We start from the raw sequence: 23,404 nt of genomic DNA, 5'->3' as shown, positions 1-23,404 counted from the left end.
GTAGGTGTCCAGCGCCAGCCGGTCGCTGAAGTTCGGCTTGCGCTGCAGCCGCCCCAGCAGGTCGGTCCAGTACTGCTTCTGCGGGTAGTACGTCACCAGCTTCTCGACCGCCCACACATACGCGTTGGTGTCGTTCATGCGCTGCGTCGCATTGGCCAGCAGCTTCAGCCGGTCTTCGGCCGGGGCCTGCCCGGCCTTCTCCGACGCATTGATCTCCACCTGCAGCTCGCGCGCCGCACCGGCGAAGTCACCGCCCAGGTACTGGCTCTGGATCAGCAGCGTGCGCACCGTGCCGCTGGTGCCACCTTCCTTGAAGTAGCGCTGGCCCCACTGCATCGTCTTCGCGTAGTCCTTGGCCCGATAGGCCGTGCCCGCCAGCGATTCGAGCATGCGCTGCTTGTCGGCCTGCGCCAGCTTGCCGGTGGCCGCCAGCGCCTCGAACGACTTGCCCGCGGTGTCGGCATCGCCCGCGCCCGAGGCCGCTGCGATGCGCATGCGCTCGATCGTGTAGCTCTCGCTCGCGTTCTTGTTCGGCACCGCGTCGGCGTCGCGCACCTTGGCCAGCGCTTCCTTGTACTTGCCGGCCTTGATCAGGTCGCCCGCCGCCTGCAGCGGCTTGCCCACGTCGGGGCGCACCGCCTCTTGTGCGTTCGCGCCGAGTGCCGCGCCCAACACGAGCGCAGCCACCAGGGGTTTCAACTTCATGGCCATGCTCACTTGATGAACTGCTCGTTGCCCACCATGCCCAGCTTGCTCACCCCGAGCCGCTGCGCACTGGCCAGCACNCCAGGGGTTTCAACTTCATGGCCATGCTCACTTGATGAACTGCTCGTTGCCCACCATGCCCAGCTTGCTCACCCCGAGCCGCTGCGCACTGGCCAGCACCATCGCCACCGACTTGTACTCCACCAGCTTGTTCGGGCGGATGTGCACCTCGGGTTGATCCGCGACCGCCGCSGTCGCCGCCAGCTTCGTCTCCAGCACCGTGCGGTCGGGCACSACTTCACCGTTCCACAGGATCGTGCCGTCGAAGTCGATGTCGATCGTCACCACCACCGGGTCGCGCAGCGGCGGCGGCGGACTGCCCGTGGGCATGTTCAGGTTCACCGAGTGCAGCTGGATCGGGATCGTGATGATCAGCATGATCAGCAGCACCAGCATCACGTCGATCAGCGGCGTCGTGTTCATCTCCACCATCACGTCGGGGTCGCCACTGCCGCCCCCGGAGCCTACGTTCATTCCCATTTGCTTGGTCCTTCTCTTGGGTTCGTCGGCTCTAGCCGCGCGGCGGCGGCTCGGTCACGAACGAGATCTTCTGGATGCCCGCGCGCTGGCACGCGAACACCACCCGACCCACCGATTCGTAGCGGCTCTTCTCGTCGCCGCGGATGTGGATCTCCGGCTGCGGCGTCAACACCGACACCTTCTTCAGCCGCTCCACCAGCGCGTTGTTGTCCGCCACCGCCTGCGCGTTCCAGAACACGTCGCCGTCCTTCGTCACCGAGATCTCGATGTTCTCCGGCTTCGTCACCCGCGCGATGTTGGTCTCCTTCGGCAGGCTCACCGGCGCCGTCTGCGTCACCACMGGCACCGTGATCAGGAAGATGATCAGCAGCACCAGCATCACGTCCACCAGCGGCGTCGTGTTGATGCTGGAGACGACCTCGTCGTCGTCCCCGTCGCCACTACCCACGTTCATCGCCATTGCGTTCTCCTTCGCTCAGGAGTCAATGCGCGATCAGCGGCTGCCGCCRCGCAGCGTCGAGCGGCTGCCCAGCAGCACGCCGTGCAGGTCCGCGCCGAAGCTGCGCACCGACTCCATCGTCACCTTGTTGCGGCGCACCAGCCAGTTGTAGCCCAGCACCGCCGGCACCGCGACCGCCAGGCCGATGGCCGTCATGATCAGCGCCTCGCCCACCGGGCCGGCCACCTTGTCGATCGACGCCTGCCCCGCAATGCCGATCGCCGTCAGCGCGTGATAGATGCCCCACACCGTGCCGAACAGGCCCACGAACGGCGCCGTCGARCCCACCGTCGCGAGGAAGGCCARGCCGTCCTGCAGGCGGCTTTGCACGTTGTCGATCGCGCGCTGCACGCTCACGCCCACCCAGGTGTTGCGGTCGATGTTGGCCGTCAGCTCGCCCTCGTGGTGGTCGCCCGCCTCGATCGCCGTCTCGGCGATGAAGCGGAACGCGCTGCCGTCCTTCAGCGTCGCCACGCCGTCGTTCAGGCTCGCCGACTTGAAGAAGCTCTTGCGTGCCGCGCGCGCCTCGCCGCTGATCTTGAAGCTCTCGAACAGCTTGGTCACCAGGATGTACCAGCTGCCCATGCTCATGATCACCAGGATGATCAGCGTGCCGCGCGCGACGAAGTCGCCCTGCGCCCACAGTGCGCTCAAGCCATACGGGTTGTCCACGGACTCCTTGGTCACCGCCCCCGGCACGGCCACCGGGGCCGGCGCGGCCGCAGGSGCCGGTGCCGCCGGCGCTTCGGCCGCCGGGGCCGACGCCTGGGCGTGCACGACTTCAGGGGCCACGAACGCGGCGGAGGCAACGGCCAGGCTCAGCATGGCGGTCAGCGAGCGCAGAGAAATCAAAGACATGGTGTTTCCAATCTCTAGAGAAATAGATGCGAGTTCACGGCCCGGGTAGGGCACCGACTCGATGAAAGCAATGAAAGGTGTGACGGGGCGGATCGACGCAGGGCTCAGTCCATCTTGTAGCCAAACGGCACCTGCACCAGCACGTCGCGGCCCTGGCCCTGGCACTTGTATTCGCTGACCAGCCGCATGCTGTTGCGCGCAAAGATCGGGTGCGACGACCTCAGCACCTTCACGTCCTTGACCTCGCCGTTGGCGCTCAGCGTGAACTGGATCAGCGCCTCGCCCTTCTCGATGCCCTGGCGCACCGCTTCGCGCGGGAACACCGAGTCGCCCATCACCGTCGAGAAGTTCGAGCACACCACCGCGGCCGACACCGGCGCSGGCGGCGCTGCCGGCGCGGGCGCCGCTGCAGGCGGGGCCACCGGCGCCATCGGCGCCGCAGGCGGRGGCACCGGCGTGCTCGCCGTGATCGTCGGCTGCRCCGGCGGCGGCACCGCCACCTGCACCTCCGGCGGCGGAATGAACGGCGGCGGCGGCGCCTCCAGCTTCGGCGGCGGCGGCACCACCACCTCCGGCGGCGGCGGCGGCTTCTTGATCTCCTCGATCACCTTCGTCTCGATCGGCGCGCGAACCACGTCGACCACCTTCTTGGCCAGCCCGGTCAGCAGCGCATACACGATCGCCGCGTGAAACAAAATGACAAAGCCGATCCCGACGACATGCCGCCGGGGATCGCGTTGTCGCTGCGAAAAATTCATCGGTCGCGAACTCCTGTGCAGATAAAGGGCCCCGTTGACGCAATGCTGGATGCCCAGCTTCNCGACTGCCGGACCTCGGGCGGGATCACCTTCGTCTCGATCGGCGCGCGAACCACGTCGACCACCTTCTTGGCCAGCCCGGTCAGCAGCGCATACACGATCGCCGCGTGAAACAAAATGACAAAGCCGATCCCGACGACATGCCGCCGGGGATCGCGTTGTCGCTTGGAAAAGTCCATACGCTGGGATCTCCAGTGTGGAAACGCAAACGTTCGAGGTTAACAAAAATGCCCGCCGGCTTGTGGCCTGCGGGCAATGGGGAAGAGACCCTCGTGCGAGGGTCTCTTTCAGTCGACGACTTCGTCTATCGGATCAACCGGTGGGTCGATCAGAAGGCGTACGCGGCGCGCACGTACACGAAGCGACCGCGCGGGTCGGCGTACTGCGGGTCGTAGCCCGACTGGAACGAGAAGCTCTGGTTGGTGTACGGGGGATCCGAATCCATCAGGTTCTTCGCGCCCAGCGTCAGGCGCAAGCCCTTGATGCCCGACCAGGTGACTTGTGCGTCATAGATCTCGTACGGGCTCACGCGGCGCGGCAGAGGGTCGCCGTTTGCGTCCGAGCCCGGCACGTCGTGGTAACCACTCTGCCAGTTCAGGCCGAGGGTCACATCCCACGGACCATTCGCCCAGTTCACGAACTGGTAGGTCTTCAGGCGCGGGATCACGCCGCCGGTCGTCGCGTTCTCCAGGTTGCCGACGTTCGGCGAGAACGTGCCGTCCGGGTTCTGCGTGTCGTACTTGATGAAGTACGTGCCGCTGAAGCCCAGCGTGACGCGACCGTAGCTCTGCGTGGGCAGGCGCCATTTCAGGTCGATGTCCACACCCGACAGCTTGGTCTCGCCGGTGTTCAGGTTCGTCTGGTCGATGTTGATGATCGCGCCCGGGATCGTCACACCGTTGACGACTTCGTCCGGACCGCGGGTGACGTAGCTGCCGTACTTGGCGAGGTTGCCGAGGATGACCGCTTGCGGCAGGCCGTTGGAGATCGTGTCCTTCAGCTTGATGTGGAAGTAGTCCAGGCTGGCGGAGAAGTTCTTCGTCGGCTCGAGCACGATGCCCGTCGTGAAGTTGGTCGACTTCTCGGAAGACAGCGTGGTCTTGCCGCCGTTGGTGGTCGGGAATTGCGTCTCGCAGTCCTTCACGCCGTCGCCGGTGACTGGGCAGCGCACCGGGTCGGTCAGGCCAGTCTGCGAGACACCCGTCGTGGACGGCGAGTACAGGTCGGCCAGGCTCGGGGCACGGAAGCCCTTGCTGACGGAGCCGCGCATCAGGAACTGGTTGCTCGGCTGCCACCGCAGGCTGAGCTTCGGCGTTGTCGAATTGCCCGAGCCTTCGTACTTGTCGTAGCGGACCGCTGCGTCGGCTTCCAGGTTCTTGACGATCGGCAGCACGAGTTCACCGAACACCGAGGTCACGTTGCGCGACTTGTCGACCGCGCCCAGGTTGCCACCGTAGCCGGAGATGTCGCCTTGCGCGATCTCCTGGCTCGGGTCGAACTTGTACTTCTCCTTGCGGAACTCAGTGCCCACGGCGATCGCCACCGGACCGGCGTCGAGTTGCGCAATTTCACGCGAGGCATGGCCGCTCAGGCTCTGCAAGGTCGACGTGACCTTGAACGCATCGCCATTGAAGTTGGCGGCACGAATCTGTGCCAGCGTGTCGGCACTGTTGGGGCCGAAGAAGTTCACGGTGCCGCTGTTCAGCAGCGGCAAGATCTTCGAGTAGATCGGGTAACCGTCGTTGATCGTCTCGCGCACCTTGCTCTGGCTGTGCAGTGCAGCAACATCGAAGTCCCACCCGGCGGCCGACCCCTTGACGCCGAAGGTCAGGCGCGGTGCTTCGGCGGTGTCGGTGAGGTCACGGTTGCCGCTAAGCGCAGCGCGGTAGCGAACGCGCAGGTCCGGCAGGACGGCCCCGACGCCAATCTTGCTCTCCACCCAATCCTTAGGGTAGTTCGGATTTGCCACGCCGTTCAACAACGGCTTCAGGATGATCGTCGACGACGGGAAGGTCGTGTACTGGTTGTACGGCGCTTGGTTGGCCAGCGGGTTGCTCAGCGGAATCGTGAACTGGTCCGACAGCGGCACCGGCTGGATGATGGTGTTCGTCTTGTTCTTGTTGAACGACGCTTCGACGAAGCCTTCGATGTTGTCGCTCAACTGGAACTTGGCCGAACCGAAGATGCTGGTGCGCTCGCTATCAGGCAGCAGGGCCACCATCGACGCTGGGTCGAAACGGCACACCCCCGGACCGAACACCGGGTCGATCGACGAGTAAGGCGCCACGCAGCCTTGTGCGTTGGTCGGGTTGCCCGACACCGCGTTCACTGAACCAGGAACCGAAGAAACGTTCGCCGGGAAGGTGTTGCCCGAGGTCGTGGTGACCTGGTTGGCCTCGTTGTACGAGTGGCTCGCGAAGCCGCGGTCACGACCGTAGATCGCCGATTCCTTCTGGACCGAACCGACCAGCATCACGTTGTAGCGATCGGTCGCCAGGTTGCCCATGCCCCAGCTGATGCTGGCGCGCTTCGAGTCGCCGGCGCTGCCGCGGGTCGGGGTGCCGTACTCGGCGCTGATTTCAGTGCCCTGGAAATCGCGCTTCAGGATGAAGTTGATCACCCCGGCAATGGCGTCGGAGCCGTAGACGGCGGAGGCGCCGTCCTTCAGCACTTCAACGCGCTCGATCGCCGACAGCGGGATGCTGTTCACGTCGACCGACACCGAGTCGTTCGTGAAGCCGATGCCGTACGGCGCAATGCGGCGGCCGTTCAACAGCACCAGCGTGCGGGTCGACGACAGGCCACGCAGCGAGGTCGACGAGATGCCGCCGGTGGTGGCGCCGGAACCCGACGAGGCCGTCAGGCCGCCCGAGCTGCTCACCGCGCTGACGGTCTGCAGCAGCTGCTCGACCGTGGTGGCGCCGGTGCGTGCGATGTCTTCACGCGTCAGCACCTGGACCGGCAGTGCCGTTTCGGCATCGATCCGCTTGATCGACGAACCGGTGATCTCGACCTTTTCCATCTGCTGTTGTGCGAGAGCGGGCAACGAGCTGAGCGCGAGGCTGCCGCCGAATGCCAACATCAGGCCGGTGCAGACCTTCGTTCTTCTAAACATGTGATCTCCTAAAACACTGAAAGGTTGATCGATAAACCCACTCTCACAGCAAGTCATGTGCCGGCTTCATGAACCTGCCATGACCTGTCTGCTAAGACATGTAAAAGAATTGTCACTTAAGGGATAAGTGGTCCCTTTAGGGTATTCCTTGATCGCTTCAGAAGGCTCGCGCGTGCAGGTGCCGCGCGTGCTCGTCGCGCGCCAAGGCCCTTGTCAGAAAACCCAGCATCCATGCGGGTTTGCGGGCGGTGCATCGAGAGTCGTTCGCTCATGCGGTGACACACTTCGACGCGCGCTTAGGCGCACATCCCTAGCTTCGAATCGCGCAGTCGTTGGCCCTGTGCAACAGCCTCCGGTCGTCGATGAACGTGGCTCCGCCCGGCCCGCTGAAAGCGGGCTCTTCCTCATCGATGGCGCGATGCCATCGATGTGCGTCGACGACGAATCAGGCGCTGAGTTCGGCCCTGATCCGGGGCACCGCCGCGAGCAAGGTGCGCGTGTAGCTCGATTGCGGTGACGAGAGCACCGATTCGGTGGTGCCCGCTTCCTCGATGCGCCCCTTCTGCATCACCGCGACGTGGTCGGCGATGTACTCGACGACACCGATGTTGTGGGTGATGAAGAGGTACGACACACCCAGCTCGCGCTGCAGCTCGCGCAGCAGGTTCAGGATCTGCGCCTGCACCGACACGTCGAGGGCCGAGGTCGGCTCGTCGCAGACGATCAGCTTCGGGTTGACCGCCAGGGCCCGCGCGATCGCGATGCGCTGGCGCTGGCCGCCGGAGAACTCGTGCGGGTAGCGCTGCAGCGCATCGCGCCGCAGGCCGACCTGGTCGACCAGCTTCTCGAGCAGCGCGCGCCGCGCGCTCGGGTCGAGCTCGGGGCGCAGCGCCAGCAGGCCTTCTTCGAGCACGTCGAACACCCGCATGCGCGGGTTCAGCGACGCGAACGGGTCCTGGAAAATGATCTGCACCGCACGCCGCGCATCGCGCAGCGCATCGCCCTGCAGCGTGAACAGGTCGTGGCCCTGGAACACCGCCTGGCCCTCGATCACCGCCTGGTGGCGCAGCAGCTGCACGATGGCCTTGCCGGTGGTCGTCTTGCCGCAGCCCGATTCGCCGACCAGCGCCAGCGTCTCGCCGGGACGGATCGCGAACGAGATGCCGTCGACCGCATTGAAGTGCCCGTGCGCACGCTGCAGCAGGCCGCGGCGGATCGGGAAGCGCACCGCCAGCTGCTTCACATCCAGCAGCAGTGGCTGGTCTAGACCAGTCTCGGTGCGCTTTTCAGGCAGCGCAGCGACCGGCTCGCCCTGGATCGGGGCGGCATCGAGCGGCATCGCACCATCGCGATACAGGATGCAACGCACGTTGCGCCGCGCGCCGAGGTCGATCAGCTCGGGGATCGTCGTGTGGCACTCGGGCATCACGCGGTCGCAGCGCGGCGCGAAGCGGCAGCCGGTGAACTCCTGCCACAGCGGCGGCACGGTACCGGGGATCGCCGCGAGCCGGCCGCCGCGCTTGTCGGCGTCGGGCAACGCGCGCAGCAGCAGCTTCGCGTACGGATGCTTGGGCGCGCGGAAGAACTCGTCGCTGGTGGCCTCTTCGATGATCTGCCCGGCGTACATCAGCGCCACGCGGTGCGCCATGCCGGCCACCACCGCGAGGTCGTGCGTGATCAGCAGCAGGCCCATGCCCTGCTCGCTCTGCAGGCGCTTCAGCAGGTCGAGGATCTGCGCCTGGATCGTCACGTCGAGCGCGGTGGTCGGCTCGTCGGCGATCAGGAAATCGGGCTCGGCCGCCAGCGTCATCGCGATCATCACGCGCTGCTTCTGGCCGCCGCTCAGGCGGAACGGGTACTCGTCGATGCGGCGCTCCGGCTCGGGGATGCCGACCTTGCCGAGCCACTCGATGGCCTTGGCGCGCGCCGCGGGGCCGCGCAGTTCGGTGTGCGCCTCGATCGCCTCGACGATCTGCTCGCCGACGCGCTTGACCGGGTTCAGGCTGGTCGACGGCTCCTGGAAGATCATGCCGATCTTGCCGCCGCGCACGCTGCGCATGCGCGACTCGGGCAGCGCGAACACGTCTTCGCCTTCGACGTGCAGCGAGCCTTCGGTCACGCGGCCGTTGTCGGGCAGCAGGCGCATCAGCGCGAGCGCCGTCATGCTCTTGCCGCAGCCGGACTCGCCGACCAGCGCGAAGGTCTCGCCGCGCGCAATGGTCAGGCGCAGCCCGTCGATGGCCTTCACCAGGCCGGCCTCGGCGTCGAGCGCCACCTTCAGATCATGGACTTGCAGCATGGCGGCGGCTCAGCGGGAGGAACGGTCCACGCGGGCCAGGCGGCCCAGCGGGTTGCGGCGCGGACGGAAGCTGCGCGCACGCGGATCGAAGGCATCGCGCACGCCGTCGGCGAACAGGTTGGCCGCCAGCACCAGCGCGACCATGAAGCTGAACGCCGCGGCGAACGACCACCAGACCACCGGGTCGCGCGACATCTCGTTGCGCGCCAGGTTGATCATGCCGCCGAAGCTGTTCATCGACGGATCGACGCCGACGCCGACATACGACAGCACCGCTTCGTAGAGGATCAGCGCCGAGAAGTCGAGCACCGTCGTGATGATGATCAGGTGCACGACGTTCGGGAAGATGTGGCGCACCATGATGCGCCACGAGCTGACGCCGAATGCGGTGGCGGCCTGCACGTAGTCGAGCTCGCGCAGCTTCATCGTCTCGGCGCGCAGCAGCCGGCACAGCGTGGCCCAGCCGGTCAGCCCGAGGATCACGCACAGCAGGAAGAGGCGCACGTCGGCCCGCTCGGCGCCGGTCTCGAACAGGTCCGGGTGGGTGTCGATGAAGACCTGCATCATCAGCACGCAGGCGGCGATCAGCAGCACGTTGGGCACCGACGACAGCGTGGTGTAGAGGTACTGGATCACCTCGTCGATCCAGCCCTTGAAATAGCCGGCCAGGATGCCGAGCGCGACCGCGAGCGGGAGCGTTGCCACCGTCGACAGGCTGCCGATCACGAATGCGGTGCGGATGCTCTTGAAGGCCTGGTACAGCACGTCGTTGCCGGTGCGGTCGGTGCCGAACACGTGGTACTGCGTCGCCAGCGCGAACACCGGCCCGAAGACCGCGCACAGCGCGAGCACGGTGGTCAGCCCGGCGCGCAGCGGCAGGTCGGTGTGGTTGTGCAGCAGCTGGTGCCATGCCTGGCGCCAGGTCCAGCCGTTGACGCGCGCCACCACCGCCGCCACCGCCGACACGATGGCCAGTCCGACCAGCAGGCCGGCCGCCAGCCCGAGCAGCGCACGCGCCACCACGTCGCCGGCCCACTCGGCCGCGTCGTCCTTCAGGTGCGCGCCGCCATGGTCGAGCCGCGGGAAGATGCGCTCGGTGCGGCCGTTGACCTCGCGCGAATCCTTCGTGAAGGCGCGCGTCGCGAGCGGCGCCGAGTAGGTGGTCTCGCGGCCGTCGACCTGGGTCGCGAGGATCACGTCGAGCAGCGATTCGGTGCGCGTGCCGTAGGCCTGCGCCTGCTGTGCGCCGGCGCCAGCGGCATTCTGCAGCGCACGCCGGAAGTGCACGCTGTCGACCACCGCGACGCCGAGGAACACCAGCAGGATCACCGCCGAGCACATCGCCGGCGGGTCGCGGAACACCTTCAGCCACGACGCGCGCAGGTTCGGGCTGCGGTGGATGCGCCAGCCGTACACCAGCAATGCCAGCACGAGCAGCATCACCACCACGTCCGACCACAGGAAAACAATCTTGGGCATGATCAGCTCAGGCGGACCCGGGGATCGACCCAGGTGTACGCGATGTCGATGAGGATGTAGGTGCCGATGTACAGCAGCGAGCCGATGAAGACGATGGAGCGCAGGATCGCGAAATCCTGGCCCGAGATCGCATCGATCACGTAGGCGCCGAGGCCCGGGATGCCGAAGAAGCTCTCGAACACCAGGCTGCCGAGGAACACGTAGGGCAGGTAGCTGCCGGCGCTGGTGATGATCGGGATCAGCGCGTTCGGCAGCACGTGGCGGAACAGCACGCGCGGCTCGCTCAGGCCCTTCGCGCGCGCAGTGCGCACGTAGTCGCGGCCGATCTCCTCGAGGAACATCGCGCGGTACAGGCGCCCTTCCCCACCCAGGCGCGACAGCAGCGACAGGATCACCGGCAGGATCAGGAAGCGCACTGCGTCGAGCCCCGGTGCGAAGCCCGAGATCGGCACCAGCCGGAACATGCGCGAGAACAGGAACTGCCCGACGATGATGTAGAACAGGCTGCTGATGGACAGCATCAGCACGCAGGCCACCACGCCCCAGAAGTCGATGCGCGAGTTCTTGAAGAACACCAGCAGCAGCGCGAAGCCGACGCTCGCGAAGACCTGCAGCAGGAACAGCGGCACCGCGAGCTGCAGGCTGACCCACATGCGGGTGCGGATCTCGTGGCCGATGTCGGTCGCGCTGCGCGCATCCGAGCGGCCGAACTTCAGCGCCAGCAGCGAGACCGAGCGGTCCCAGAACACCGTGTCGGTGAAGCGCTCGACGCCGCTCGCCTTGTCGTTGACGTACAGCGGCTTGTCGTAGCCGCGCTCGGTCTTCCACTTCTCGATCTGCTCCTGCGTGACGCGCTTGCCGCCGATGTTCAGGCGCGCCATGTCGTCGGGCGTGTTGACGGTGAAGAACAGCAGGAAGGTGAACAGGTTGACCCCGAGCAGGATCAGGAAGCCGTAGAAGCCACGGCGGATCACGTAGTTCAGCATCGGTCAGGCTTTCGCGGGACGGGTGGCGACGCCGGCCAGGGCGTTGGCGCGTTCGCGCGCGATGAAGCCGCGCCGCGCGATCCAGGCGAGCAGCGCGAGCGCCGCCGCGATCAGCAGCAGCGGCCAGTACACCGGGTGGTTCCACTCGACCTGCTTCTCGGCGCGCAGCGCCGGGTCGAGCCGGTGGTAGCGCACCATGTCGCGGATCATGATGGTCGGCTTGCCGTTGTAGACCCACTGCTGGTAGGCACCGGCGGCATACGGGTAGTAGCCGAACGACCACACCGCATCCTTGCGCACGATGTCGACCATCTCGTCGATCACCTTCTGCTTCTGCGGGCCGTCTTCGAGCAGCTGCAGCTGCTTGTAGCGCTTGTCGTACTCGGGGTTCTCGTAGTTGGCGATGTTCTCGCCCTCGTGCCGGCTCTTCGAGTTGGGGCCGTACAGCAGGAACAGGAAGTTCTCCGCATCGGGGTAGTCGGCGAGCCAGCCTGCCCAGAAGATCTGGTGCTTGCCCTTCAGCGTCTTGTCCTGGTACTGGTTGAAGTCGGTCGCGCGGATCTCGAGCTGCACGCCGATCTTCGCGAACTGCTTGACCATCCAGTCGAGCTCGGCGCGGAACTCGGGCGTGATCGCGCGCTGGAAGTCGTAGTTCAGCACCAGCGGGCGCCCGGTCTTCGCATCGCGGCCGTCGGGGTAGCCGGCCTCGGCCAGCAGCTGCTTCGCCTCGTCGATCGAGCGGCGCACCGGCTTGCCGTCGACCATCTTGTGGGTGATGGGGTTGTAGCCGTCGGGCTTGCCGTGGCGCGAGCCGAACAGGCCACTCGGGATCGGGCTGTGCGCCGCGACGCCGCCCTTCTGGATGAAGATGCGGCCGTAGCCTTCTTCCCAGTCGATCGCGATCGAGACGGCCTGGCGCAGCTTGCGGTGGCGCTCGTCCTCTTCCGGCGTGGCGCCCTTGCCGACCACCGGGTCGAGCATGTTGAAGCCCAGGTACCAGATCGAGATGTCGACCGTCTGCGGGAACTGGAACGCACGCTCCTCGTAGCGCTTCTTCACCTCGTCGGAGTCGTTCGCATCGGCCAGGAAATCGGGGCCCCAGTCGACGCGCTCGACCTCGGGGATGTCGAGGTAGCCCTGCACGAACTTGGCCTTGTACGGCACCTTCTCCTTCTCGCTCGTGAAGACGACCTTGTCGATGAAGGGCATCGGCTTGCCGCAATCCTTCAGCAGGCCGGCGGCCGCATCCTGCGGCTCGCCTTCGCAGGGGTACAGGTCCTGGCGGTAGTTCGGGTTGCGCGTCAGCACGTGGCGGCGGTCCTGCACGTACTCGGTCAGCATGTACGGCCCGGTGCCGACCGGCCAGCGCGTCATCGCCAGGCCGTTCTTCGCCATGCCGGGCTGAGCATAGAACTTGTCGGCCTCCCACGGCACCGGCGCGATGAAGGGCATCGCCATCCAGTACTTCCACTGCGGGTACTTGCCCCTCACACGGATGCGCAGCGTGTGGTCGTCCAGCGCGGTGGCGCCGGCCAGCGGCCACTTGCGGAAATCGAGGAACGGCTTGTCGAGCGAGGCCGGGTCCAGGCCCTGGCGCAGCTTCGCGTCCTCGGACTTGATCAGCGTGCTGTATTCCTTCAGGCCGATCACGTACTCGGAGAAGATGCCGTAGATCGGCGCCTCGATGCGCGGGGTGGTGTGGCGCTTCAGCGCATAGACGAAGTCGTCGGCGACCAGTTCGCGCGTGCCGGTCTTCGCGAAGTCCCACGGCGAACGCTTGCCCTCGGTGTCGGCCGCCTTCAGGTCGTGGTACAGGTAGGCGCCCTTGTCGTCCTTGGCGAACGCCGGGTGCGGCGCATACAGGACACCGTGCTTGATCTTGACGTCGTAGATGCTCTCGGCCACCAGCTCGCCGGGTGCGTCATCGGGCAGCGGCTGGCCGTTCTTGTCGAGGAACTTCGGTTGCGCGATTTCCTCGGCCAGCTTCGGCACCAGCTGGAACGGGCGCTTCAGGTAGTCGTAGCCGTACAGCGGGTCGTAGACCTGGAAGACGATCGGCGTCTCGTTGTTGGCGTACGAGGCGGTCGGGTCCAGGTAGCGCGGCGAGCGTTCCTGGTACGCGGTGAACATCGTGTTCGTCAGCGCGGCACCCTTGGGCTGCGGGCTGTTGTCGCAACCGGCCAGCACGGCGCAGGTGGTGAGCAGGGCTGCAAGCCCACGGCCCAGCCACGATCCAGATCCCCGCATCCCGCGCACTCCTTCGACAGCAGACAAGCGGCGCGTGCGGGTAAGCACGGGCCGGACAAAAAACAAGAGCCTCACACAACCCGGCTTGTGGCCAGGTCGCCGCGAGGCAGTCGGCAATGATAAAGCCCGGCGAGCGGCCGGTTTGCCAGGGGTTTCCACAGGCATTCCCTGCGCAAGGCCGCAGGGCATTCGGTGCTAGCAAGAAACTTGCCGGATCACCACCCGATGAGCACGTTGCGGCCGTCGACCAGCAAGGTGACCTTGCGGCCGACCGGGAGTGTCAGCTTGGTCGGCACGTGTCCGAAGGGCAAACCGGTCAGGATCGGGACTTTCGTCACGCTTCGCAGGTGCTCGACCATGCTTTTCAGCGAGTAGCCCCGGTCCAGCGGCGACTTGCGGAATTCGGTGAAGGCGCCGAGGACAACCGCTTTCTGGGCGCCGAGCACACCGGCCTGGTGCAGCTGCAGCAGGCTGCGCTCGATCCGGTACGGGTGCTCGTTGACGTCCTCGACGAACAGGATGCCACCCTTGACCTTCGGGAAATGCGGCGTGCCCAGCAGCGCGTTCAGCACGCACAGGTTGCCGCCCCACAGCGTGCCTTTGAGCTCCAACCCGTCGAAGCCGGCTTCGGTGCGGAAGCCGACCGCCTCCAGTTCGCCGGTCATTGCTTCGGAGAAGCAGTCGGGCGTCACCTCGTCGAGCACGTCGGCGCCGAAGTCGCCGCAGGCCATCGGGCCGGCCCAGCTGGCGGCCTTGGCGTGCGCCAGCAGGCCGAGCTGCAGCGCCGTCATGTCGCTGTAGCCGACCCAGCGGGTGCCGTGCTCGACGCTGTGCGCGAGCAGCTTCCAGTCGATGCGGTCGAGCAGCCGCGTGAGGCCGTAGCCGCCACGCGCCGCCATCGCGATCGACGGCGCCTGGCGGGCCACGCGGTGCATCGCGGCCAGGCGCAGGTCGTCGTCGCCGGCAAAACGTTGATGCTTCGCGAGCGCCGATTCGTCGACGCTCACCTCGAAGCCGAGCGCCGTCAGGCGCTTGACCGCGCGACGCAGCGGTGCCGCGCTCGCGACCACGCCGGCCGGCGACAGGATCGTCAGCGAGCGGCCTGCCGGCTCATCATCGTGATGGTGATGATGGTGCGAGTGGAGGTGTGAAGGATGGTGCTGGTGTTGGGGCTGGTGCGGGCTCAATCTCGAGTACCTCTCCGGTGGGGATGCCGGACGGCTCGTCAGCCGGCTCGGGGGATGGGATCTGCAGGCCGGCGCGACGCTGCCGGTACAGCTCGCGGCGCTCGGCGAAGAACTCGCGCAGCACGCCGCCGCAGTCGTCGGCCAGCACGCCGCCTTCGACCTGCGTGTGGTGGTTCAGTTTCGCTTCGGCAAACAGGTCGATCACCGACCCGGCCGCACCGGTCTTCGGGTCGCGCGCGCCGAACACCACGCGCTTGAAGCGCGCATGCATCAGGGCCATCGCGCACATCGCGCAGGGCTCGAGCGTCACGTAGAGCTCGCATTCGGGCAGGCGGTAGTTCGCGAGCAGCGTCGCGGCATGGCGCAACGCGACGATCTCCGCATGCGCGGTCGGATCGTGCTCGGTGATCGGCCGGTTGTAGCCGGTGGCGATGACCTGGCCGGCGCGCATGATCACCGCGCCCACCGGCACCTCGCCGACCAGCCACGCATTGCGGGCCTGGTCGAGCGCGATGCGCATCGCGTGTTCGTCGGCGGCCGACGCGGTGGGCGAGATCACTTGGCGGAATCGTCCTGGCGGGCGGCGCCTTGTGCGCCCTGCTCCAGCGCCTTGGCGACGTCGTTGCGCACCTTCTGCTGCAGCTGCTGCGATTGCTCGCGCGCCGTGCCGCTCGCGGCGCCGCCGCCCTGCGACACGCTGCCGTCGGCGGCCACCACCGGCACCTTGCCGACGGCCTTCAACTGCTTGTTGATCACGATGCCGATGATCGCCAGCGCGATCAGCAACGACACGAATCCGAAGGTGGCTTTCATCTGTCATCCCCGCCCGATGCCAGTCCGGGCCTGCGGGCCGCAGGGTAGCCGGGTTCGGGGCGGTCGGCATCGTACCTCAGCGGGCGGCGCGTACCGGTGGTCGGGCGGGAGCGACAGCCGGGTGTCGTGGAACGGCGCCCGGTGACGGCATTCACGCGAGCGGCCAGGCGGCCAGCGTCTCGTGGCGGCCGAAGCCGACGTGGCTGCGAACCAGCACGAACTCGCCAGCGCGCCAGCCGATCGGTTCGATCGGATGCTCGGCGATGCTGTGCTTGTCGTACAGCAGCGTCATGTGCGGTGTGGCGCTGCGCGAGGCCTGAGCCTCGGTGTCGCCCATCGCGAGGTTCAGTTGGCGGCGGAACGCGCCGAGCGCCGGCAGGTTGTCGCTGCTGCGCAGCACGAAGGCGCCGCTGCCGGGAAAGCTGATCGCGCGGTCGAATGAAACATCGAGGCCTGCATGCACCAGGCTGGCGCCGGCGCGCATCGCCGATTCGAGCTGCGCTTCGTCGTCGACCATCGGGCGCAGCGTGACGTGCAGGCGCTCGGGCGCCAGCAGCTTGCCGGTCAGGCCGTGCTCGCCGCGCAGGCGTGCCGCGAGTTCGCCGATGCGCGCTGCGACTTCGGGCGGGGGACGCAGCGCGAAGAACAGGCTCAGGTGGGGCGCTTCGGGCGAGCTGCGGCCGGGTTTCGCGGGCGGAGGTGTCGGCGGCTCGTCGAATCCCGGCAGGCCGATTTGCTCCGGTCCGGTCTCAGTCATCTTCTTCGTTCGCATCTGCCGCTCATCTCCATCGGGATCGATCCGCCGACGATACAGGCTTCTGCGCTCGCCTTCGCCAACTGCAGCCTGCGCTGGCGGTGCGCCCATCGACTCCGGGCAGGCCGGAACTCCGCGCGGCGGCCGAACTCAGCCAGGCCGCGCAAGGCCACCTGACCGGCCGCCACCACCTCGCCTTCCAGGCGCGCGACCGCAAGATGGTGGAGGCGTTCTACCGCGCGGGCCTGGAAGCCGGCGGCCGCGACAACGGCAAGCCGGGCGAGCGGCCGTACCACCCCGGCTACTACGCCGCGTTCCTGCTCGACCCCGACGGCAACAACATCGAGGCGGTGTTCCACGGCGAGGCGAAACGCAGCGCGGAGTCGGTGGTGGTCACGTTCTAGGATGCGTCGGCCGGTCGGAACGCCTGCGCCATTCGCTGCTGCTCACTCGCTGATCCGCGTGTACGTCTGCGGATAGTTCGCTTGGAACTCCTTCGCGCGCGTGGCCCACACGTCGTCCCACAGGAACCAGACATTGGCCCAGAACGCATCGCCGCGCGGCGCGGCGTTGTTGACCTGGTTCATGATCTCGCCGTCGTTGCGGGTCTTGAAGCTCGCGCTGCCGAAGTTCGAGTTCTCCAGCGCGATGCGGTAGTTGCGGTTGGCCTGGTAGCGCGTCCACTCGTCGCCGTTCCACTGCGCGACGGCGCTGTAGTGGCTGATGATGTCCGGCGCGTAGAACTCGCCCCAGTTGCCGATGAACTCCACATGCGCATGGTCGTCGGCATTGGCGAAGCGGAAGGCGTGCGTGCCGGCGCCGTCCTTGTGGTACACGACCAGCGGGTGGCCCCAGTGGTTCTCCAGCCCGGCCATCGGACGGGTGGTGTAGTTGCCGTGGGCGCTGACCGACACGTGCGAGATGAAGTCGCCGCCGCCGTTCTTCTTGCCGGTCCAGACGATCACCGTCTCGACATCGTGCCGGTGGCCACCCAGGAAGCTCAGCCCGATCGCCTGGTCCTTCTCGAAGTACAGCTCGTACAAGTGCGCGCAGCGCTCGATGCGGTCGCTGCCCTCCACCGTCTCGCGGCAGAGCTGGCGATGGAGGGTGTTGGCATGGTTTCCCCAGCCGCCGTCGCGGCAGGCGCCCTGCACCGTGCCGGTGGCGTTCAGGCCCGGGTTCTGGCTCAGGTTGTTGTTGCGGTTGAACGGCGTCGCCGGGTAGCAGCCGTCGGAATCGAAGTCGAACATCGGATGGAAGTCGCGGACCTGCTTCTCGTTGTACTTCGTGATGGCGGTGTCCCAGCGCGGCAGCTCGTCGGCGCGGGCCGCGAGCGCGTTCACCGCGATGAGGGCAATGGCAACGACCTTCAGGGGGGCCGCAGAGAAGAAACGGTGCGTCATGGTTGGACACGGAGTGGATGGCCGGCGGACTGTGCGGCTCGCCCATGACGGCGTGTTGACGCTACAGGCGCGCCACGCCGTCGATCCAGCCTTCGAAGCGGCCATCGACATAGAGCCGCAGGCTGTCGCCATCGGCCTCGGCTTCGCGTTGAGCGGCAGCGCCCCAGCAGTGATCCATCGCGAAGCGCGATGGTGTCGATCGGCGCGAGAGCGTGCGGATCATGGTCGTGCGTTTCGTGGCAGCGCTCGGCCGTTACTGGACCTTTGCCGGCCCGCTCGATGCGGGCTACCGCCTGGGCACCATCGCGCTGGCACGGGGTGCGCAGGGACTCGACGACGCAGTGCGCGGCAAGGCGCTGCTGGCGATGTCGCACGTCGCCTACAAGCGCGGCTTCTACGACGAGGCCTTGCGCTGCGCCGACCAGGGCGGCGAGCTCGCCGCATCGGCCGACGACGCCGAGCGCACCGCGGTGGCCCTGAGCCTGCGCGCCAACGCATGGCATGCGCTCGGGCGCGCCGACGAGGCCTTGTCCGCCTATAAGCAGGCGACCGAGCTGCTGCGCTCGCGCGGTGTGCCCGACATCCGCCTGGTGGTCAGCCTGAACAACATCGCCGAGATCCACCGGGGCGTCGGCCGCCATGCGCAGGCGCAAGCGCTGTACGACGAGGCCATCGCGCTGGCGCAGCGGCTCGGGCTGCCATCGTCGGTGATCGGGCAGCTGCAGTGCAACCTGGCGCAGGTGCAGGTCACCACCGGGCAGTTGCAGGCGGCACGCGAGACGCTGCGGGTGCTGTGGCCGCTGGTGCTGCGCGATGGCCTGCCGAAGATGGGACCGCGGCTGGCGGAAGCGGCCGCGGGCCTGGCATCGGCGCTGGGGGACCATGCGCAGGCGGCCAGGCTGTTCGGGGTGGCGTTGGCGGCACGGCGCGAGGATGGAGAGCGAGCCGACCCGGTGGACGAGGCGTTCATCTCGCCGCTGATGGCGGCGTCCCGGGCAGCGCTGGGGGTGGCGCGGTTCGAGGCCGAGCAGGCTGCGGGCGAGGCGATGACGAGTGGCCTGCCGACCGAACCATGGGACACACTGGCTGCTTCATTTCCCCGCAACGGTCTGCCGACCCCCACACCATGATCTGGAGACAACCGATGTTCACACGAGCCATCGCTGGCGCCACCGTCTTCCTTGCGCTGACCGGGACCGCGCACGCGCAGCTTTCAGAAACCGAGCAGCGGATCGTCGCTGCGGTCAAGCAGCGCACGACCGCGGCGCTGGAGTTGCTCGAGAAATCGGTGCGCATCAACAGCGGCACGCTGAATCCCGACGGCGTGCGTGCCGTCGGCGAGATCTACCGCGGCGAGCTGGATGCCCTGGGCTTCAAGACCCGCTGGATCGACATGCCGCCCGCGATGAAGCGCGCGGGGCACCTGGTCGCGGCGCACGAAGGCGGCCAGGGCAAGCGCGTGCTGCTGCTGGGGCACCTGGACACGGTGTTCGAGCAGGGCAGCGCCGTGCCGCTGTGGGAACGCCGTGGCGACCGGGTGCGCGGCCAGGGCGTGAACGACATGAAGGGCGGCGACGTGATCCTGATCGAAGCCCTGCGCGCGCTGCAGAGCGTGGGTGCGCTGGAGCGTGCCAACGTCGAGATCATGTTCACCGGCGACGAGGAGCGTGGCGGCAAGCCGCTGCAGACGGCCCGTGCCGACATGGTGGCGATGGGCAAGCGCGCCGACTACGCGCTGTCGTTCGAGGGCAGCAACAAGCACGACGGCGTGGACACCGCCAGCATCGCGCGCCGCTCGTCGGGCGGCTGGACCTTGCACGTCAAGGGCAAGGCAGCGCATTCGATGGGCGTGTTCTCGCCGCAATCGGGATACGGCGCCATCTACGAGACGGCGCGCATCCTCAACGCGTTTCGCGAGCAGGTGATCGAACCCAGCCTGACGTTCAACCCAGGCCTCGTCTTCGGCGGCACCAATGTCTCGTATGCCGACGACACGGCGACGGCGAGCGCCTTCGGCAAGTCGAACGTGATCGCGCGCGACGCGGAGGTGTTGGGCGACCTGCGCTACCTGTCGCCCGAGCAGGGCGAACGCGCCCGCCAGAAGATGCAGGCCATCGTGTCGTCGGGCAACCTGCCCGGCACCTCGGCGACGATCAGCTTCAGCGAGAGCTACCCGCCGATGCCGCCGACCGAGGCGGGCCGCCAGCTGGTCGAGCTCTACTCGACCGCCAGCGTGGACGCCGGCCTGGGTCGCATCGACACGCTGGATCCGTCGCTGCGCGGCGCGGGCGACGTGCAGTTCGTCGCGCCCTACACCGTCGGCATCGACGGTCTCGGCGCGCAGGGGCGCGGCGCGCACACGGACGACGAAGACCTCGAAATCGCATCGATCGAGCGGGGCGCCATCCGGGCGGCCCTGCTGATCTACCGGCTCACGCAAGCGGCGTCGCGGTGAGACTGCGCAGGCCTGCATCGATGCGGGGATCCATCGAAAGGCGCGCGGGACCGGTCACGCCATGTCGCCCTCGATGAAGGGATTCTCGGCCTCGTAGTCGGCGCGGCTCTTCCGGCGGTGGTCACCGAGGAGAGGGACCGAGGCCATCGCACGGTCCACGTAGATCTCGGATCGAAGCGGCCAGCTGCGAGCCGCATCGAAAAGGCCGGGCATCAACTCGTAGCGCCGAGGCTCGGCCCCCTCTTCCACGTCGTTGAACCACAGGTGCGAGCCGCAGCGCGGGCAGAAGGCGCGCTCCGCGAACGCGGAAGATCGGTAGCGCGCGACCTCGCCGGCGACGGTCACGGCCGCCGCGTCGGCCTCGAAGCACAGGAACAGTCCTCCCGTCCATCGCTGGCACATCCTGCAGTGGCACGCTCCGACGCGCTCGTCGTGTTCGCCCGCCACCGTGATCGTCACGGCGCCGCAGAGGCAGTGACCGGTGATCGCAGAGCGGTCGGCTTCGGTTGTCGGTTCCATGTTCTCAGCTCCTGAATGGATGCCGGGAAGCGGCAATCGGCGTTCCCGTGCACCGATCGAGCCACGCTTCACTTCAAAAGCGTGGACGTTCCAGCCGGCGAAGCCGGTGGGCCGGGCAGGTGCGTCATCAGCCTGGCACGTGCATCAGCGGCTGCAGCGAGATGCCCATCTTCATCGCCTGCAACGGGGCGGTGTCCACGTAGACGATCTCCTCCCGGATCCGCCCGTTCTCGAGCGTCATCCTGTCCACGCCGCACCAGGAGACCACCCGCTCGCCGTAGCGGTTCGAGCTTTTCCATTCGATGTGGACGACGTCGCCCTGGCAGGTCCACGACAACAGCTCCCACACGAGGGCGGGCGTGGCCTTGCGTTGCAGCTCGTTCAGCCGCCCGAGTTCGCGGCCGTGGATCACCCGGTCGTAGATCGGCGAATGCAACTTGCCATCCGGATGCCACAGGGCCAGGAATGCATCCCCGTCCTTCGTGGCCCACGCGCGGGCAAATCGCGCCACGAAGTCTTCGGCTTCATCCTGCTGCATCGGTTTCTCCCGTTGGAAGCCGCGGATGATGAACGGCGTCCGCACAAGCGCTGGCCGCTTTCGGACATGTTCATCGGCGTGCATTGCGAACGAATGACGATGTGCTCAGAACCGCCCCGTGAAATGGTGAAAAAGGAACCTGGGGCCCAGCACCAACAGCGCGCAAAGCGAGAAGAGAAGCACGCCGAATGACAGAAGATGCAGAAGCATCGTCACCCACGTTCCAAACAGGTTCTCGGGGGCAAACACGATTGAATGCATCGCCGCTCCCGGTGTCCTTGAATAGAAGGCCTCCCCAGGCGAGTAGCTTGCCGCAAAGGCAGCAGACCGCAGTCCGGGGAATGGAAGCGGTACCACCAGATTGCCGTTTTCAGGCTCGCCTGTGACGGGCATGCCCTGTCCGCCATACTCGACCACCAGGGATTGCCGGATGACCGAGTATCCAAGCACGGAGACCAGCACGGCGCCGAGCAGCCAGCCGCGCGCACGTCGAGCCGTCTTCAGATCCGGTATGCGGATCCCGACGCCGAACCCCAGCGCGACGGCCAGCAGGATCCCCACCGTGTACAGCAGCCCGTATCCGGATGGATACGCCACGATCGCAATCGGATCGAAGCCGAGGAACCTTTCGACGATGCCCGCCTCGCTCATGACTCACAACTCAGATTGAACTTGTTGGCACCTTCTGCCAAGACCTGGACCAGGCGAATCTTGAACAACGACGTGCACTCGACGATCAAGGCGAAGTCTCCCGTCTGGTGCAGAAAGCCCGAGCCATTGGCGCGATCGCTGACCTGGGTGGCAAGAACCTTGCGCAAACCCGCCGCCTGCGCCATCGGCACGTCTGAACTTCCGGGGCGCACGAGCCCCTCCAACTTTGCCAGAGGAACGACGTAGTACGTTTTCCCTGGCGGCAGGGTCGTGACGAGGACGGTCGACTGCTGCATGGCATGTCCATAGCGAGTGGAGCAAGCTTGCAGACCGCCGAACAGCGCGATCCCGAGACTGACGAGAAGAGCGCATCTCATCGGGGGTGATACATGCTGAACAAGAACTGCGATTTCAAGAGGAACTCGTCGCCGCTGATCTTGTACGGCGATCGATCCAGTCGTGCCGGATCGACGACTTCCACCCATTCGATGTAGGTGTTGTCGTCGGGGACGTGTCCAGCTTGCTCGCGCCCGACGAGATGGTCCAGCTTGCCGCCATGGAAGCTGACGCCCGACACCAGCACGACGTGCCCATAGCCGTCATCCTTGAGTCCAGCCAGAACCGGAACGTTCATTGCCACTTCGTGCGCCAGGTGACCGCTGTGGCGAATAGGATAGATGCCACCCACCTTTCCTTTTGGTTGACCGCTGTTCTGCCACTCGACGCCTCGGTACAAGTCCATCTTCAACAGTTCGTAGATGTCACGAGAGACCGGCAGGCCTGCCCAATGGAAGACCTGTTGCGGCTCGGCCTCCGATGCGGCCCAGAACCCGATCTTCGACTTCACCATGGCCGCGAGGTTGAGATTGAGTTGCGACCAGTTCCACGACTTCGACCACCCGTCGCTGCCCTGGCACACCTCCACGTGGCGGTACAGCGCTCCGTTGTCGACGCTCGCGTTCGGATCAACTTGAACCACCGGCGCTGCGCGAGTCGCCAGCATGTTGAGAAATCGGGACTGAGGCGCGCCGTCGAGATCGACGTACCAGACTCCTCCACTGTTGAGGTGAACCTTCGTCGCCGCAAAGACGATCTGCGAAAAGGTCAGCGGCAGCGATCCTTGTCCGAAACACTCGTCCGATATGGCCTGGCGAAACTGCGCTTGGCGATACTTCACCTCCAGCGCGGCAAATGACGACACGAGCGCAGCGGCATAGCAAGAGTTCTCGTCGCCCTGTGCTTCTGCCGTTCCGGAAACCCACTCGTGGTGAATCCGTCGAAACTCGACAGGTCCGCCATTCGCAATGCCCGGATGAGGTGGATTCCGGTAGCTGTACACCACATCCAGGGTTCCCATGCATCGCTCGAGCGCCGAAGTCAGGCGGGTCTGGACGATGCATGCGCGGTTGCCATGCTCCGCAGGTGAGGTGGCGCAGCCGACCAGGCCGAGCGCCACGGCACCGATGGCTCGCAGAGATCGCACGCGGCTCATGGCCGAGAGACTTCGCAACCGGACGCAGACGGGACCGGATCGATGA

The 23,404-nt window shown here is 66.6% G+C and carries 22 protein-coding genes and 2 pseudogenes; 3 read left to right on the top strand and 21 right to left on the bottom strand.

Annotation, left to right across the window (positions count from 1 at the left end; genetic code table 11):
- The 14 genes and pseudogenes from ASC98_RS19225 to ASC98_RS19160 form a co-directional block, all read right to left on the bottom strand.
- Window positions 1–705 (bottom strand): annotated as a pseudogene (locus ASC98_RS19225) (hypothetical protein); the annotation flags it as partial.
- A gap of 108 nt (window positions 706–813) precedes the next feature.
- Window positions 814–1,245, bottom strand: coding sequence for a biopolymer transporter ExbD (locus tag ASC98_RS19220; protein WP_200957065.1), 432 nt, complete (start codon window positions 1,243–1,245; stop codon window positions 814–816).
- 31 nt (window positions 1,246–1,276) lie between these two features.
- Window positions 1,277–1,705 carry a biopolymer transporter ExbD gene (locus ASC98_RS19215; protein ID WP_056814785.1) on the bottom strand — a complete coding sequence of 143 codons (429 nt, stop codon included), beginning with the start codon at window positions 1,703–1,705 and terminating at the stop codon, window positions 1,277–1,279.
- 33 nt (window positions 1,706–1,738) lie between these two features.
- Entirely contained in the window at window positions 1,739–2,602 is an 864-nt protein-coding gene (locus ASC98_RS19210) for a MotA/TolQ/ExbB proton channel family protein (RefSeq protein ID WP_056814782.1), read from the bottom strand.
- 104 nt (window positions 2,603–2,706) lie between these two features.
- On the bottom strand, window positions 2,707–3,279 hold the full coding sequence (locus tag ASC98_RS19205; protein ID WP_235581316.1) for an energy transducer TonB: 573 nt from the start codon (window positions 3,277–3,279) through the stop codon (window positions 2,707–2,709).
- Window positions 3,280–3,748: 469 nt separating this feature from the next.
- Entirely contained in the window at window positions 3,749–6,535 is a 2,787-nt protein-coding gene (locus ASC98_RS19200; RefSeq protein WP_162249239.1) for a TonB-dependent receptor, read from the bottom strand.
- A 445-nt stretch (window positions 6,536–6,980) separates the two neighbouring features.
- Window positions 6,981–8,834: a dipeptide ABC transporter ATP-binding protein gene (locus ASC98_RS19195; protein ID WP_056814776.1), complete on the bottom strand. Its 1,854-nt coding sequence runs from the start codon at window positions 8,832–8,834 to the stop codon at window positions 6,981–6,983.
- A 9-nt stretch (window positions 8,835–8,843) separates the two neighbouring features.
- The gene (locus tag ASC98_RS19190; protein WP_056814773.1) at window positions 8,844–10,313 is read right to left on the bottom strand and encodes an ABC transporter permease; all 1,470 of its coding nucleotides are present in this window, start codon (window positions 10,311–10,313) and stop codon (window positions 8,844–8,846) included.
- Between the two features lie 2 nt (window positions 10,314–10,315).
- Window positions 10,316–11,299 (bottom strand): ABC transporter permease, encoded by a 984-nt coding sequence (locus ASC98_RS19185; RefSeq protein ID WP_056814770.1) that lies wholly within the window; start codon window positions 11,297–11,299, stop codon window positions 10,316–10,318.
- Between the two features lie 3 nt (window positions 11,300–11,302).
- On the bottom strand, window positions 11,303–13,546 hold the full coding sequence (locus tag ASC98_RS19180) for an ABC transporter substrate-binding protein (RefSeq protein ID WP_056814767.1): 2,244 nt from the start codon (window positions 13,544–13,546) through the stop codon (window positions 11,303–11,305).
- Between the two features lie 215 nt (window positions 13,547–13,761).
- Complete coding sequence (locus ASC98_RS19175) at window positions 13,762–14,733, bottom strand: LD-carboxypeptidase (RefSeq protein ID WP_369820418.1); 972 nt, start codon at window positions 14,731–14,733, stop codon at window positions 13,762–13,764.
- Complete coding sequence (gene tadA / locus ASC98_RS19170) at window positions 14,660–15,289, bottom strand: tRNA adenosine(34) deaminase TadA (protein ID WP_369820422.1); 630 nt, start codon at window positions 15,287–15,289, stop codon at window positions 14,660–14,662. The genes ASC98_RS19175 and tadA overlap by 74 nt, the downstream gene beginning before the upstream one ends.
- Window positions 15,289–15,546, bottom strand: a complete 258-nt coding sequence (locus ASC98_RS19165; protein WP_056814764.1) for a hypothetical protein — start codon at window positions 15,544–15,546, stop codon at window positions 15,289–15,291. The genes tadA and ASC98_RS19165 overlap by 1 nt, the downstream gene beginning before the upstream one ends.
- Window positions 15,547–15,697: 151 nt before the next feature.
- A complete protein-coding gene (locus ASC98_RS19160) occupies window positions 15,698–16,303 on the bottom strand; it encodes a 2'-5' RNA ligase family protein (RefSeq protein ID WP_082541703.1) in 606 nt (201 codons plus the stop codon).
- A gap of 149 nt (window positions 16,304–16,452) precedes the next feature.
- Between ASC98_RS19160 and ASC98_RS19155 the strand changes: the two are divergent.
- Window positions 16,453–16,704 (top strand): annotated as a pseudogene (locus tag ASC98_RS19155) (VOC family protein); the annotation flags it as partial.
- A 42-nt stretch (window positions 16,705–16,746) separates the two neighbouring features.
- On the opposite strand, the gene ASC98_RS19150 reads toward ASC98_RS19155, so the two are convergent.
- Both ASC98_RS19150 and ASC98_RS30605 read right to left on the bottom strand, forming a co-directional pair.
- Window positions 16,747–17,703, bottom strand: a complete 957-nt coding sequence (locus tag ASC98_RS19150) for an NPP1 family protein (protein ID WP_056820345.1) — start codon at window positions 17,701–17,703, stop codon at window positions 16,747–16,749.
- Window positions 17,704–17,764: 61 nt separating this feature from the next.
- The gene (locus ASC98_RS30605) at window positions 17,765–17,926 is read right to left on the bottom strand and encodes a hypothetical protein (RefSeq protein ID WP_157597754.1); all 162 of its coding nucleotides are present in this window, start codon (window positions 17,924–17,926) and stop codon (window positions 17,765–17,767) included.
- Here ASC98_RS30605 and ASC98_RS19145 point away from each other — a divergent pair.
- Entirely contained in the window at window positions 17,925–18,833 is a 909-nt protein-coding gene (locus ASC98_RS19145; RefSeq protein ID WP_057480016.1) for a tetratricopeptide repeat protein, read from the top strand. The two genes, ASC98_RS30605 and ASC98_RS19145, sit on opposite strands and share 2 nt — an antisense overlap.
- A gap of 14 nt (window positions 18,834–18,847) precedes the next feature.
- Window positions 18,848–20,158: a M20/M25/M40 family metallo-hydrolase gene (locus ASC98_RS19140; protein WP_056814754.1), complete on the top strand. Its 1,311-nt coding sequence runs from the start codon at window positions 18,848–18,850 to the stop codon at window positions 20,156–20,158.
- 54 nt (window positions 20,159–20,212) lie between these two features.
- Here ASC98_RS19140 and ASC98_RS19135 read toward each other — a convergent pair whose 3' ends face one another.
- The 5 genes from ASC98_RS19135 to ASC98_RS19115 all read right to left on the bottom strand — a co-directional run bounded on the left by ASC98_RS19135 (window position 20,213) and on the right by ASC98_RS19115 (window position 23,358).
- The gene (locus ASC98_RS19135; RefSeq protein ID WP_056814751.1) at window positions 20,213–20,677 is read right to left on the bottom strand and encodes a GFA family protein; all 465 of its coding nucleotides are present in this window, start codon (window positions 20,675–20,677) and stop codon (window positions 20,213–20,215) included.
- Window positions 20,678–20,804: 127 nt separating this feature from the next.
- Window positions 20,805–21,215: a nuclear transport factor 2 family protein gene (locus ASC98_RS19130; RefSeq protein ID WP_056814747.1), complete on the bottom strand. Its 411-nt coding sequence runs from the start codon at window positions 21,213–21,215 to the stop codon at window positions 20,805–20,807.
- Window positions 21,216–21,320: 105 nt separating this feature from the next.
- Window positions 21,321–21,866: a hypothetical protein gene (locus ASC98_RS19125; protein ID WP_056814745.1), complete on the bottom strand. Its 546-nt coding sequence runs from the start codon at window positions 21,864–21,866 to the stop codon at window positions 21,321–21,323.
- Entirely contained in the window at window positions 21,863–22,162 is a 300-nt protein-coding gene (locus tag ASC98_RS19120) for a hypothetical protein (protein ID WP_157597753.1), read from the bottom strand. Before ASC98_RS19120 ends, ASC98_RS19125 begins: the two co-directional genes overlap by 4 nt.
- A gap of 77 nt (window positions 22,163–22,239) precedes the next feature.
- Window positions 22,240–23,358 carry a hypothetical protein gene (locus tag ASC98_RS19115; RefSeq protein WP_157597752.1) on the bottom strand — a complete coding sequence of 373 codons (1,119 nt, stop codon included), beginning with the start codon at window positions 23,356–23,358 and terminating at the stop codon, window positions 22,240–22,242.
- Window positions 23,359–23,404: the final 46 nt, after the last annotated feature.

The organism is Rhizobacter sp. Root1238 (assembly GCF_001425825.1).
Taxonomy (GTDB): Bacteria; Pseudomonadota; Gammaproteobacteria; order Burkholderiales; family Burkholderiaceae_C; genus Rhizobacter.
This window is presented reverse-complemented; position numbering and strand designations above follow the sequence as displayed.